We start from the raw sequence: 14,943 nt of genomic DNA on the forward strand, positions 1-14,943 counted from the left end.
AGAAGTTATGAAGACAACAAAAAAGAATTTTGGTCAGTTAGATGGACAAGGTATAGAACTGTTTACACTTACAAATGATAACGGTGTTGAAGTGAAAATCACCAATTATGGGGCTACTATAACTTCGATTAGTATTCCGGATGCCAATGGAAATCCAGAAATAATTACCTGTGGTTTTAATACCCTAGAAGGTTATTTTTCTGATGAATATGTTAGCAACTCACCTTATTTTGGAGGTACCGTTGGACGGTATTCTTCACAAATTAAAAATGCTGAGTTTCCTTTAAACGGAAAGATATTTAAATTGTCTAAAAACGCAGGAGAAAATAATTTGCATGGGGGAGTTAACGGTTTCGATAAAAAAATATGGAAATCTTTTGATGTTGATATTAAAAATGCTTCAGCCGTTGGAATGGTATTGTTAAGTGAAGATTTAGAAGAAGGTTTTCCTGGTAATGTTGAAGTTTGTGTTGAATTCATTTTAGATAATGATAATGAATTACACCTTAACTATAATGCTGTGCCAGATCAAGACACCCCTTTGTCTTTAACAAATCATACGTATTTTAACTTATCCGGTTTTTCAGAATCTATAGAGGACCACACTGCAAAGGTGAATTCAAATCGACGGTTAGAAACCGATGAAACTGGTGCGGCCACAGGAAGGGTTTTAAATGTTGCAGGAAAGGCAGATGATTTAACAACAGCAAAACAAATTAGAAGTGTTCATAATGAAATGAACGACGGTTTTGAGCATTTTTACATTTTCGATAACGAGAATTCAGAATTAAATCACGTGGCTACCATTGGCGATCCTAAAACTAATAGAAGTTTAGATGTATACACCACAGAGCCTTGTATGCTATTATATACGGGTAAATATACATCTGATGCTCTGCTACGTGAAAATGGTCAAAAATTTGGGAAGTTTCGCGGATTCTGTTGTGAAACACACCGATATCCAAACGGACCAAATATAGATGGATCACCAAGGTCTATTACCAAAGCTGAAGACGTTTTTAATAGCACAACAGTGTTTAAATTCAATTTTTAAAACAAAAAAACTAAATCTAACTTAAACTAATAAAATTATGATAGGAATTCTTTTAGCCGTATCGGCAGGGATTATGCTCGGTTTTTGGGCCATGCCAGAAAAGTATATTAAAAATTATGCTTTCGAGAATGCATGGGGACTGTGTTATTTATTTATGCTATGGATAATACCTTTTATTGTAGCTTTTACAATGATTGATAATTTTGGTCAGGTTTTGGTCGATATAGGTAGTCCTGTGTTAATGCGTATGCTTATTCCTGGGTTTTTATGGGGTGTAGGTATGATGTTATGGGGTAAAGCCATTGATCACATTGGCTTGTCTTTAGGGTTTTCCTTGTTTATAGGAACCATTATCTGTGTGGGCTCGATGCTGCCATGGTTTTTTCACGGAATACCTGAGTGGAATACTTTAGCTTCGATTTTATTAGGTATTGCCATTATTTTATGTGGTATTATCTTTAATGGTAGAGCTGGTATGTTACGCCAAGAGGAAGAGAATAAATCTGAAACGACAAAAAACACATCAATGGTTTCAGGAATCTTAATCGCTGTTATCGGTGGTGTTCTTGCAACAGGTTTTAATGTGGCTTTAGAGATTAGTATTGATGGGCAAGCTGCCAAAAATATTATTGGTGAAATGGTTGTTAATAATGGTAACTCTAGCTGGTTGTCATCGGTAGCTTCTATGTTTATCGTCTATGTGTCTGGAGGATTATTTGTAATTCCTTACTTTATCATCATGCTAACCAAAAAGAAATTATGGGGAAGTTTTAAAGTGCCAGGTGCAGGAAAAAATGTATCGTTAACCTTGCTAATGGCGGTGTTAAACTTTACGGCTTCTATAATTTTTGCATATTCGTCTTTTGTTTTAGGTGAGCATGGCGGTTCTATAGGTTATGCTATCTTTAATACACTATCGGTTGTAGTTGCAGTTGTTGCGGGAATTGTTACCAACGAATGGACTCTAGCTCCTATAAAAGCAAAAACATCGCTGTATCTTGGCCTATCATCTATGATTATAGGTGTTTTAGTAACCGCATTTTTATAATTATAATCCAACAAATTAAAATATAAAGACAATGAAATACATATCTAGTTTATCGACATTATTAATCCTCCTTATTATGAGTTCTTGCCAAAAACAGGCTGAAAAAACGGTGGTTTCTGAAACTTCCAATAAAGAAAAAGCACCAACTGCCGAACAAATTGATTTTTTAGGAATTACCGATGTTAATCACTTGAGTGCTGCATCAAAACGCGCTTTAGAGTGGCCAACAGATTTAGGTAATGACTGGTTTATTGAATTCTCCAATTTGCAACCACTAAAAGGAGATTTAGCCTATGAGGAAGGCGTTGTGCGTCGTGACCCAAGTGCTATGATTAAACATGATGGCAAGTACTACGTATGGTACTCTAAATCTGTAGGCAAAACTGATGGGTTTGCTGGTGATATTGAAAATGACAAAGTTTTCCCATGGGACCGTTGTGATATTTGGTATGCCACTTCAGAGGATGGATGGACATGGAAAGAAGAAGGCATCGCTGTAGCTCGTGGTGAAAAAGGGGCTTACGATGACCGCTCGGTGTTTACTGTTGAAATAATGGAGCATGACGGCATGTATTATTTAAGCTACCAAACCGTAAAATCACCTTATAACGTGCGTGTTAAGAATCAAATAGGTTTGGCTTGGTCTGAGTCACCAAACGGACCTTGGACTAAAAGTGCTGAACCTATTTTAAGTCCTGCTGATAATGGGGTTTGGAAAGGCGATTCAGATAACCGCTTTAAAGTCGAAAAGAAAGGCGATTTTGATAGCCATAAGGTACATGACCCATGTATTATTCCTTATAATGGGAAGTTTTACTTGTATTACAAAGGCGAACAAATGGGTGAAGCCATTACCTTTGGTGGTCGCCAAATTCGTCATGGTGTTGCTATTGCTGATAGCCCTAAAGGACCATATGTGAAATCACCATACAATCCAATAAGTAATAGCGGACATGAAATTTGTGTTTGGCCGTATAACGGTGGTGTAGCTTCTTTAATCACTACCGATGGTCCTGAAAAAAATACGATTCAGTGGGCTCCAGATGGTGTCAACTTTGAAATTATGTCTGTAATTCCAGGTGTTAGCGCTCACGCGATTGGATTAAATAGAACGGCTGATGTAGAAAAAGAACCAACCGAAATTTTACGTTGGGGATTATCACATATTTATAATTCTTATGATTATCAGAGTATTATGCGTTTTGAGTCACACAGGAAAACAACACATGTAGCCAAAGGAGAAAATAGTCAGTAGTACATTTCTCAACTTTATAAAAAAACCTTCTAATTAATTTTAGAAGGTTTTTTTGTTTTAAAAATGGATAGAATCACTATTAAAGTATTCGTTTTCTGTCTGTTTCTTAGCTTTTTATTCCAAAATATAGCTTGTATTTACTATCATAGATTTAAACTGGCGTTTTTTAGAAGTTTAAAGTTCATGTTTAGCGTTGGTTCGCATTCAAAATTTGAATATTTCTGTTTAAGGAATAGACTTAAGGTTTACCCTAATCTATTGTTACACTTGGAAATTTCATTATAATCCATTATTAAAGGGACGAATCGTAAGAATTTTAAGAGTAATCACAATAAGAATAGAGTAATCTATTAAAATAACTTATAATTTTTAACTGTACACCCCATTGTGACTATTTAACGGTTGCATCCTGTCATCTTTTCTTCCGTAGCATGTATTTATCATCAGTATTTCAAACTTAAATGGCTTGAATTTATTAAATTGATAAAAAAACAGATTCTATTTTGATTTTTTAGTTAAAATTATGTTGTGTTTTAAGCGAAATGGCAAATGCAATAAAAATAAAGTGTATGGAAATAGTGATTGTATTCGCGAAAAGTTGGACTAAGTTCTAGTTTTTCTGTTGTTATAAATAGATTTTCACTCAATTTAACTGTACATAATAGATTAATTGCGGTTTGTAATTGCTTGTATTTCAGTGTTTTTTAGGTGTGTCTAGTTTAAGTCTAGTATCAATTTGGGGTGTGGTGTTGTTGTATTTATAAATTAGCATCAGTTAACTTGAAGAATTGTTAATAAACTACTTCTGTAAGTGTCAAATAGATAATTACTGTATTTCGATTTAATTCAAGATGACTAAACTAACTATTCTAATTAATTAAATATGAAACAAAAGCTAAAATTATGGAGGAACAGGTTTTTACTGGTTTGTTCTTTCTTACTACTAACAATGACTAATGCGTATGCTCAAACGGGCATTAAAGGAAAAGTATTAGATGAAAATGGAATCCCTTTGCCAGGAGTTTCCATATTGATTAAAGGTACAAGTACGGGATCTGTTACAGATTTTGATGGAGAATTTTCAATTGAAGCTAAAACTGGAGATAACCTTGAGTTTTCATTTTTAGGTTACCAGAAACAATCAATTAAAATTGCAGATCAAACTTTTTTAAATGTAAGTCTGCAAGCCGATACAGAAAGCCTTGAGGAGGTTGTTGTTGTGGGTTACGGTACTCAAAAGAAGAAAGAAGTCACGGGTGCTGTAGGGATAGTGACCTCAGATGTCATCGCGAAAGCGCCAGTAGCCGATTTAGGTGAGTCTATTCAAGGACAAGTAGCTGGTGTGAATGTACAGTCTAGTAGCGGTAGACCAGGTGAGGCTGCAAATATTCAAATTAGAGGTTTGGGATCTGTGAGTGCAGGTGCACTAGGTCCTTTATATGTTGTAGATGGTATACCGTTTCAAGGGAATCCAAACATTCCAACAGAACAAATTGAAAAACTTGACATCTTAAAAGATGGTGCGGCAGCTGCTGTATATGGTACACGTGCTTCTAACGGGGTTATCCTTATTACTACTAAAAAAGGTAAAGCAGGAACATTTAATGTGAACTTTAGTACTTATGGTGGTGTGCAAAACATTACCTCTGGAACGCCTTTAATGAATACACAACAGCAAATGTATGCCGAGGAAGTGAAACTGGATGCTTTAGGTAGAGATCCTTTAATCTTCTTCTTTAATCCAGATGCTTTAGATTATGATAGCGATTTTGTAGGTGATGTTCAAAATAACAACGCGGGCATGCAAAATTATGATTTAGGAATTTCAGGAGGGTCTGAAAACTTAACCTTAAACTTAAGTGCTAATTATTTCAATCAAGATGGGATTTTAATTAATTCAGGATTCGATCGTTTAAGTACGCGTTTAAATGGTGAGTTTAAAAAGGGAAAATTTAGAGCCTTCGCTAGTCTTGCGCTAACACAAGAAAATAGACAACAAGAGCCATGGGCGCTTTATGAGTATGCTATTGCTCAAAACCCTTGGCAACCTGCGCTTAATCAAATTCAGAGCAATGGTGAGAATTCTGTTCAAATCCCTGTAAGAAATTCAATTCAATACAGTTATTTATCTAGAGAGTTAGAAAATGAAGATGATCGTGAAGTAAATACTTCAAATGTAGCTATTAACTTAGAGTATGAATTTCTAGATGGTTTAAGCTACCAATTAAACTTAGGTCGTAATACTTATGATTATGCTAGAAAATTCTTTAGACCACAATACCTGGTTTATGATTACCAGGGAGATTTTAATCCTACAGCTTCAAGAGTAGATGCGCAGTTAAATGAAGATTTTATTTCATCTGAGCGTCGTATTATAGAAAACTTATTCAAATATAATAAGAGTTTTGGTAAGCATAATTTGAACTTACTAGGGGTGCTTTCTTATGAAGAATTTTCATCAAAAACACTAAGCACAGGCGTTATTGGTTTATTGAGTAATGACACACCTGTATTAGGAGCGGGTACAGATGCCTTAAAACCTAGTAGCTACGATTATGTAAACACACTATCTGGTAAATTATTTAGAGTGCAATATAACTATGATGAACGTTATCTGTTTTCAGCAAGTTATAGACGAGATGGGTCTTCTAATTTTGGTGAAGATTTCAGATATGGAGATTTCTTAGGGTTCTCAGGAGGTTGGAACATTAGTGAAGAAAATTTCTTTAATGTTGATGCTATCAATAGCTTGAAATTAAGAGCAAGTTGGGCAGAGGTTGGAAACCAAAATATTCCAGCATATTCATTTTCTTCTCAAATAGAAAGTGGTATGAACTATCCATTTGGTCCTAATGAGGAAATAAACGTAGGTGCTATCCAACGTCGTTATGCCGATCCTAACATCAAATGGGAAACAAGTATTTCTAAAAATATAGGTATTGATTTAGGGATGTTTAGAAATAAATTAAACTTTTCTGCAGATTTTTATCAAACCGATAAAGAAGATATGTTAATTCAAGAGCGTTTGCCTGCTTCTTCAGGAACATACCATCCAAGAGCACTCGGTGTTTACGATGTACGTGTTACCAATGCTGGAAATATGACCAATAAAGGTGTAGAACTTGGCATGTCCTTTAAAGGTAAAATTGGTCAAGACTTAAATTATTCGTTAGCAGGAACCTTTACTAAAAATGTTAATGAGGTTACTAATCTAAATGGTGTTGAACGTGGTTATGCAAACGGACGACCTGTAGTGTCTTTAGGAGAAAATGTTGATTATACGACTTTCCTTGCAGAAGGTTATGAAGCTGGTGCTTTTTTCCTAGTTCAACATGACGGTATTATTAAAACTCAGGCAGAGTTAGATGATTACAGGTTAATTGAACCAAGTGCTGCAATGGGAGATATGAGGTACATTGATGAAAATAACGATGGTAAAATTGATGATAGTGACCGTGTATACGCTGGTTCTGGTCAAGCCGATTATGAAGCAGGTTTAAGTTTGAATTTAGACTATCGAGGATTCGATTTATACGTGCAAACCTATTATTCGCATGGTGCCGAAATTTATAATGGAGCACGTTTATATGCTTATACGCAAGGTAGACATGAGGAACAATACTATATGTGGTCTCCACAGAACTCTAATTCTGGTGTGCCAACATTTAGAGAAAATGCCTTTGATAACAGCATTAGAGCACGTTCTGATTATTTCTTAGAAGATGGAACCTATTTGAGAATTCGAAACATATCTCTTGGTTATACTATTCCTATGGTAGATACATCAATTCTTAAAAAAGCAAGATTATATTTTACTGCTATGAACCCATTCACTTTTACAGATTATAATGGTTATGATCCAGAGGTTGGAGGAGACGGAATTTTTACACGTGGTGTAGATCGTGGAAACTACCCTGTATCGCGTCGATTTATTGTTGGAGTACAACTAAATTTCTAATTTATTAAGTAAGAAGAAACATGAAAAATAAAATAAAAAAATATATAATACTTCCTGTTATAGGCGCCTTTTTGCTTACAGGTTGTGATGAAGATTCATTTCTAGATCAAACCAATCCCAATACGATAACAACAGATACTTTTTGGAATACTTCAAGTCAATTTCAAACGGGCCTGAACACTGTTTATGGAGCCTTACAGTTTCAGAATATTAGTGGTGGCGGGCTTGTTTATGAAATGATTATGGGAGATATTGGAGGTACAGAATCTTGGTACCGTCCGTTAACTTTCAGAAATTTAACGTATAATGACGGTACCTATTATGTAACAGATAAATGGAACGAATTATACATAGGTATCTTTAGGGCCAATCAAGTAATCGAAAACTTAAAAACAACACAAGTTACTTTTGAAGCTGGAGAAAGAGAAAGTATTGAAGCGCAAGCTCGTTTTTTAAGAGCATTCTTCTATTTCCAAGTGGTACACACTTATGGTGGTGCGGTAATACATACAACAGTCGCAAAAAATAAAGATGATTTTTCTAAACCTTTTAGTTCTATGGATGAGGTAACATCGACCATTATTATTCCAGATTTAGAGTATGCTGAGGTAAACCTACCACTATCTTGGAGTTCTAATAATTTAGGACGTGTTACAGTAGGGGCTGCTAAAAGTATGTTAGGAAAGGCTTATTTATTTGATGAAAATTACGCTGAAGCAGCAAAATTATTTAAAGAGGTTATCGATTCTGGTGTGTATAGTCTGGTTCCTAATATTATGGACAACTTTACCGATGAAAATGAACTTAATTCGGAATCTATTTTTGAAGTCGCATATAATGCAGAAGTAAATCCTGGAGCTAACGGTGCCATTGTAGATGATAATGTAAATGAAACAGGTGCAGAAGCAACCACTATGGCAACTGCAGTAGGACAATTAAATTATGGCGGATATAACACTTTATTATGTTCATATTATTTACATGAATTGTATACTAGTGATGAAATAGATCCAACAAATTCAATAAACCAAGGAAATTTACACTCACAGCGTTTAACCGCTACCATTGTACCAATAAACGGAGAGAGTGAGTATTATTTATTACCAATTGGTGAACGTGGAGGTTGGGCTTTTGGGCAAAGTGCTTACATTAAAAAGCATTCTAACTGGTACCATTTGAAGCAGGAAGATGCTAACAGTCGTTCCGGAATTAATTTCCGTCACATCCGTTTAGCCGATGTCTATTTAATGTACGCTGAGGCTGTTCTAGAAAGTACTGGTAATGTGTCTGAAGCCATTAAATATATCGATATGGTACGTGAGCGTGCAGCTGTAGTAACTTTAGACCAATACATGACGAACAACGGCGGATCGTTTCCTCAATTACATGTAAGTAAACAAGTGCATGGAGCTCATCCAATGGTAGCACCTAGTAAAGAATCTGTATTGACTCATATTCAACGTGTTGAACGACCTTTAGAATTGGCCTTCGAGGGACACCGTTGGAAAGATTTAGTACGTTGGGGTATTGTAAAAGAAGTGTTTGATGAATTACGTGCAGATGAAGTTTGGAGAGAAAACAATCAAGATGTTTTAGAAATATCAGGTGATGGTATAGCCCCATTGTTTATTAAGGAACGTGTACGACCAGATTTTAATTTATCTAGTGCCAATTACCAATCTGCAGCGCATGATTATTTACCAATTCCTGTGCAAGAGCAACAGACTAACGATCAGTTAAACAACTAAAAAAAAGACCAATGAATACATATAAAAACATAGTTAAATATCTGTGTATAGCCGCCTTAACGTTTACGGCGTGTAGCGATGACAATGATTTGCAACTTGTAGAACCTAGTCATCGAGTAATCTATACGAGTCAGATGGATTTTGAAAATCAAATTGAAGTAGGGAACTACATCACTTTCGGAGATGTGTCTCCAGGGGTAACCGCTAGAACATGGAGCTTTCCTGAAAATGTAACCAGTGTTGAAGGCAATCAGTCAAGTGATGGTGTCGTTAAGGCTTACTTCAATACACCTGGGGACTATGATGTAAAATTACACCAAGTCTTTAAAGGTGATGCTTATGTTGACGACCAATTAAGGGGTAAGGAATTAGATACAACCATTGCGGTTCGTGTTTTGGGTCCTGTTAAATTATCGGTTTCAGCGCAGTATATTAACCCAGATGGTACGTTAGGGGCTGATTTAAATTTAGCTGATAACGCCCAAAATGAATTACAAGCAGGGCGTTCTATTAGATATTCTTATGCGGTAGCAGGAGAACCTGCCAATTCGACTTGGACTTTTGAAGGAGGTAAGCCAGGTACGATTGATAACACAGAAATCGTTGATGTGAAATATAGTAGAATGGGGACCTATGGGGTGGAGTTATTAGCTGGACGTGATCGCCCTTTTGGTGAAGATATGATAGCTTTTGAAAATTTAGTTACCGTTATCGCTTCTACAGATCCAGTGACTTTAGATGCGGCTTATAATCGTGATAGTTCAGGAGGTGTATTAAATGTAGAATTTAGTAGAGAAATTGATGCAGCAACTTTAAATGCTTCAGCTTTTACTGTGACAGCAACCAATGGTGGCACTGTTTATACGTCTACAATAGCTTCTGCTAGTGTAGATTCAAATGAAGGTAACATTGTTATTTTAGAATTAGCAGGTGTTGTTTACAATGATGATCTAGTGACTATAACTTATACACCAGGTACTTTAAAAACATTAGATCAAGTGGCTGTAGGTCAGATTACAGATGCGCCAATGGTATTTGTTGGTGATAATTTCTTCGATAATGGTACCTATGATTTCGGATTTGAAAACTCTATGGATAGTAATTGGGCCTACCAATGGTGGGGAGCACCATGGGATGATTATACCTTTAGTGTTTCTTCAACGCAAGCTTATGAAGGAGACTATAGTGGTTATGTAGTTGTTAACCCAGGAGGAGGAATGATTGTAGGTCAGGTAGATGATGCTGGTAATGCAGCTACTTTTCAAGTTGTTGCAGGACAATCTTACGAATTAGGTGTTTGGATTTATGTGGAATCTTTAGGACAAATTTTACCAGGAGTGAATCCGCCAGATGTACGTTTTTTTTGGGCTCCAGCTACTAATTGGGGGGTTTCAGGTAATCCAACCTTTGATACGGCTTACCCTGTTGGAGAGTGGGTGTACAGTTCTCAAATTGTAACCTTTGCTGAATCAGGACCAACAACGATTAGCATTCGAGCAGATAACCAAAACAATCCAGAAGCACTTAAGTTTTACATGGATAATTTAACGCTATTAGAAGCGAATTTAAGACCTTAATTTAGTTTAGTTTATTAAGACGGTTTGTTTTAAAACCCCATATGATGTCAAATCTTTGGGGTTTTTTTACAATCTATTTTAAGCTGAAACTGCTCTTTTGAACAATATATTCAGTTGATTAACTGAGTTTTATAAAAAATAGTATATAATGAAAAATCTAAAAATTAATAGCATGAAGTACACCAGATTAAGAGTTGGTATGAAATTAATACCACTATGTTTTTTAGTGTTTGTAATGACTTCAATATCAGGATGTGATTCAGATTCAAATTCTGATGATGATATGGGAGTTGAAACTCCAGAGACTCCTGAAAACCCTGAAACTCCCGAAAACCCGGAGCCACCTGAAGTAGAAAATGACCTGCCTTTTTTACCAGACCCTGGAGCGGGGAAATCTTGGACGATTCAGCCAAAAGTCTCTAATGAGTTTGACTTTGAAGGCGGGAAGGACGCTCCAGAATTCGCCAACGATTGGCAAGATGTATTTTTCAATGGTTGGACAGGTCCTGGCATAACACGTTACACGCCAGAACAATCTAAAATTGAAAACGGCGAACTTATTTATCAAGCTAATGTGGTGGGGAACACCATTCAAACAGGTTGTGTGACTTCTAAAGAAAAAGCGGTGTACCCTTTGTATATGGAGGTTAAAGTAAAACTGAGTAACTCCGTGTTATCTTCTGCCGTTTGGATGCTAAGTGAGGATTCTACACAGGAAATTGATAACCTCGAAGCTTTTGGAGAAAAGGAGAATGAGTATTTCTCTAAACGATTGCACCTAAGCCATCACGTGTTTATTCGTGAACCTTTTCAAGATTATCAACCGCTAGGCCAAGAAACCTGGTATACTGATGGTAAAGGCACACAATGGGGAGACGATTATCATAATTATGGGGTGCTTTGGTTAGATCCTTGGACTTTAAAATACTATGTTGACGGAGAACTGGTTCGTGAAACACCTGTAGATGAAATTGACCCTGAAGGTTATACCGGTGGTACAGGTTTAGTAAAACCTATGCACATGATTATTTCAGCGGCGGCTCAATCTTGGAGAGAAGGTAATAGCGGTATTGATTTCTTAACCGATCCATCGGTAACAAAAACCGAGCGTACTATTATGCGGGTCGATTGGATTCGTGTTTATAAACCAGAATAATTCAACACTTGTATGTTTAACAAAAATCAATTTTGCAATACATTTAAAACCATGCTAATAGTCCTTATTAGCATTGTTTTTATACAATCCTGTCAGGAGCAAAATACAGAAGCGCGTGTTTTGCTATTAAGTGACTCACATGTGGTTACAGATTTAAAACCGCTTAATTTTTCTTCGGAAATAAAAGGAAGCAGGGTAAAAAAGGTGATTTTCGATTTAGAAAATAAAAACACCTACGGAAGCATCAGTTTATTGGCTAACAATCAATTACTGGCTGATAATTTAAATATCCCTAAGCAAGGTCCTCAAAAGATAGCCGTGCTGGTTAATTTTAAAGCCTTAGGAGCGTTAGATTTTAAAGTGGCTGTTCGTGATGCCGAAATTACTCTAAATACGATCACCCTTCAAGATGTAGAAGCTTTATCGGTACCTCATTTTGAAGATATTAGCGTTAAAGCGGGATTAGATAAGGTAAATTCTATTAAGTACGGTGGGCCTACCATCGCAGATATCAATCAGGATGGTTATTATGATTTCATAGTAAACAATCATAACATAGAATCCAGTAAATTATATTGGAATAATGGCGATGGTACGGTCGCAAAACACAGTCAGGATCTCGCAAGATGGTACATGCATGATTTGCACGGTACGGCCTTGGGCGATTACGACAACGATGGTGATTTAGATTTGGTAGTTACCCAAGGTGGTGGTAATGGTGCCAATCCTTCCAAAGCCAATTTCTATAAAAATGACGATTCAAAATTTATAAGATATACTGGTGATGTGGGCATCAATCGTGGTGGTAGAGGTCGCGGAGCCCGTTGGGGTGATTTCGATTTAGATGGTGATTTAGATCTCATGCTGGTCAACGAAGAAGGCTTAAAAAAAGAGAAACCTCAACATTTCTTTTATGAAAATTTAGGTGATGGCACTTTTCAGTTTAAAACCGTTCCCGGAATTCAAGATGTACACCCTTCAAGAGCCTTGGTAACCGATATTAATGGCGATCAAATTGATGATATCATTCTTTACGGGCCTTTATCTATTTGGCAAGGGCATGGTGATTTTACTTTTACCAATGTAACAGATAAAATGCTTAAAGATCTCCCTGAATATATGCAGGTCATGGCCATAGCCGATGTTGATATTGATAATGATGGCGATTTGGATTTATACCTAGCTAGAGGAAAGGCTTTTGAAGGCGGAAAAGGGGAGGCACCAATGCTTGATAGTGATCCTAATAATAAAAAAATAGCCGTAAAATCTAGAGGCTTTGAAGGGGTTGATACCTTTGAGTTTATTGGTGAAGATACCATTAAACTGCAGGAATATTATTACTTAGCTCAAGGCGCTTACCGCGGAAAAACCTATCCTATTTTCTTAGGAAAAAATAAAGAAAAACATTTGGTGGCTTCGGGGGAAGATTTTCAGTTTGAAGCTGATAATGCGCAAGGATGGCCTGAAGATATTTCAGAAAACGGACTCTATATTGGAGCTATTGGAAAAAATCGCTGGAAAGCCGTATTGGTTCGAGATAATGATTTGTTTTGGTCCTATAAATTCAGTTTATCAGGTGTCACCGAGGTGTTTCCTGAATTTGTGCCCTTAAATAGAAACGAACAAGATGTATTGTTGAAAAACGATAACGGTGTGTTTGTTGATGCTTCTGAAGCTTGGAATATTCCAAAAGGTGGTAATGCGTTAGGGGTTACTGTTGGCGATTTTAACAATGACAGTCATCAAGATATTTTTGTATACCGCTGGGGTTTTATTGATTCTAGAACTTCAGATTATATGTTGCTAAACACAGGTAACGGGCATTTTGAAACCTTAACCATGCACGGGGCTAATGATGTTGACGGACCCGGGAATGGTGATATGGGGCAGGCTTTTGATTTTGATAACGACGGGGATCTCGATTTGCTTAATGGTAGTGAGGGCGGACAATGGTATTTGTATGCAAACAACGCCTCAAGTCAAGGGAATTTCCTAACGGTGCGTGTAGGATATGCGCCTAAATCTCATGTAGATGCTATCTCGGCTGAGGTTTTTGTTAAAACCGAAAATCAAACCTATAGAAAGCGTGTAGGATCTGCCGGTGAAGTGTTTTCTCAAAGTTTGATGCATATGCTGCATTTTGGTTTAGGTGATACAAAAACAGTTCAAGAGGTTGTGGTGCGTTGGAGAAATGGGGAGCAGGTGGTGTTTAAAAATAAATTAACCAATAGGCTTTTAGATACCAATAAGCTTGATCCAGAATCTATGCGTTTAACTTCCGATGTTAAAACCATAAGAGCCAAGTCTTCCATAGCGCTTTCAATTGAAACGCAACCAAAAAATGCTAATAAAAACGTGACCTGGGAATCTAGTGATAGCCATATTTTAAAGGTTGATAAAGACGGTGTTGTATCCGCAGTCGGTAAACCAGGCGAAAAAGCACGTATTACAGCGTCTAGTCAGGCTAATGGTGTGTTGGTTTCTAAAGAAATTGAAATCGTTGATTGGCATGCAATTCCTATAGAAACGGTTCAAATCGTAGAAGATGCCATGTCATTGTTTGAAAGCGACAGCATCACTTTGCAGGTGAAACAATCGCCTCGCCTTGCTGATGATACAGCACTGTTATGGCGTAGCAGTCAACCGCAGGTGGCTCAGGTCAATAAAAATGGAGTAGTTAAGGCTTTAAAGGCTGGAAAAACCACCATTACTGTTGTGTCAGAGTCTAACCCTAAGGCTTCAGACCAGTTGGTTTTAGAGGTAAAGGCTTTTATAATGCCATCTATTACAATTTTGAATAAAAACAAATTCAAAACTTTAAAAGTAGGCGAGAACTTGAGCGTTTCTGCAGCCTATCAAGCGGGGTCTGGTAATAAAGTGATTAGTGCAGATGAAGGTGGTGTGCGCATTTGGATACGTCATTTTAAAAACGAATGGATTCCTATAAAAGATGCCATTTTGGTAGATGAAACCGCACTTTACAAAACCTCAGGAACAATTAAGAAAACATTTTCTCTAAAAGGCTATACGCCAACTAAAGACTTACCTGAAGGTCAGTTCTATATGATAAGAGCATCCTTTACTACTAGTGATGGTGTCACCTATGATGATAACTTGTATCCTTTAGATATTGTTGAATAAGGTTTG

8 protein-coding genes are annotated in these 14,943 nt (G+C 36.7%); all 8 read left to right on the forward strand.

Features of this window, described 5'->3' with window-relative positions:
- Positions 1-7: 7 nt before the first annotated feature.
- On the forward strand, positions 8-1,054 hold the full coding sequence (locus tag KO493_RS08980; RefSeq protein WP_216067619.1) for an aldose epimerase family protein: 1,047 nt from the start codon (positions 8-10) through the stop codon (positions 1,052-1,054).
- Between the two features lie 37 nt (positions 1,055-1,091).
- Entirely contained in the window at positions 1,092-2,102 is a 1,011-nt protein-coding gene (locus tag KO493_RS08985) for an L-rhamnose/proton symporter RhaT (protein ID WP_216067620.1), read from the forward strand.
- Between the two features lie 31 nt (positions 2,103-2,133).
- Positions 2,134-3,357, forward strand: coding sequence for a glycoside hydrolase family 117 protein (locus KO493_RS08990; RefSeq protein ID WP_216067621.1), 1,224 nt, complete (start codon positions 2,134-2,136; stop codon positions 3,355-3,357).
- 883 nt (positions 3,358-4,240) lie between these two features.
- On the forward strand, positions 4,241-7,315 hold the full coding sequence (locus KO493_RS08995) for a SusC/RagA family TonB-linked outer membrane protein (RefSeq protein ID WP_216067622.1): 3,075 nt from the start codon (positions 4,241-4,243) through the stop codon (positions 7,313-7,315).
- A 20-nt stretch (positions 7,316-7,335) separates the two neighbouring features.
- Complete coding sequence (locus tag KO493_RS09000) at positions 7,336-9,063, forward strand: RagB/SusD family nutrient uptake outer membrane protein (protein ID WP_216067623.1); 1,728 nt, start codon at positions 7,336-7,338, stop codon at positions 9,061-9,063.
- Between the two features lie 11 nt (positions 9,064-9,074).
- The gene (locus KO493_RS09005; RefSeq protein WP_216067624.1) at positions 9,075-10,640 is read left to right on the forward strand and encodes a hypothetical protein; all 1,566 of its coding nucleotides are present in this window, start codon (positions 9,075-9,077) and stop codon (positions 10,638-10,640) included.
- Positions 10,641-10,812: 172 nt separating this feature from the next.
- Complete coding sequence (locus KO493_RS09010) at positions 10,813-11,796, forward strand: family 16 glycosylhydrolase (RefSeq protein ID WP_216067625.1); 984 nt, start codon at positions 10,813-10,815, stop codon at positions 11,794-11,796.
- Between the two features lie 51 nt (positions 11,797-11,847).
- Positions 11,848-14,937, forward strand: coding sequence for an FG-GAP-like repeat-containing protein (locus KO493_RS09015; RefSeq protein ID WP_216067626.1), 3,090 nt, complete (start codon positions 11,848-11,850; stop codon positions 14,935-14,937).
- Positions 14,938-14,943: the final 6 nt, after the last annotated feature.

The sequence above is a fragment of the Pseudotamlana agarivorans genome (assembly GCF_018860245.1).
In the GTDB taxonomy this organism is placed as follows: domain Bacteria; phylum Bacteroidota; class Bacteroidia; order Flavobacteriales; family Flavobacteriaceae; genus Pseudotamlana; species Pseudotamlana agarivorans_A.

Coding starts and splice junctions, on each gene's coding strand:
- KO493_RS08980 (WP_216067619.1), top strand. CDS start 8: ATGAAGACAACAAAAAAGAATTTTGGTCAGTTAGATGGACAAGGTATA.
- KO493_RS08985 (WP_216067620.1), top strand. CDS start 1,092: ATGATAGGAATTCTTTTAGCCGTATCGGCAGGGATTATGCTCGGTTTT.
- KO493_RS08990 (WP_216067621.1), top strand. CDS start 2,134: ATGAAATACATATCTAGTTTATCGACATTATTAATCCTCCTTATTATG.
- KO493_RS08995 (WP_216067622.1), top strand. CDS start 4,241: ATGAAACAAAAGCTAAAATTATGGAGGAACAGGTTTTTACTGGTTTGT.
- KO493_RS09000 (WP_216067623.1), top strand. CDS start 7,336: ATGAAAAATAAAATAAAAAAATATATAATACTTCCTGTTATAGGCGCC.
- KO493_RS09005 (WP_216067624.1), top strand. CDS start 9,075: ATGAATACATATAAAAACATAGTTAAATATCTGTGTATAGCCGCCTTA.
- KO493_RS09010 (WP_216067625.1), top strand. CDS start 10,813: ATGAAGTACACCAGATTAAGAGTTGGTATGAAATTAATACCACTATGT.
- KO493_RS09015 (WP_216067626.1), top strand. CDS start 11,848: ATGCTAATAGTCCTTATTAGCATTGTTTTTATACAATCCTGTCAGGAG.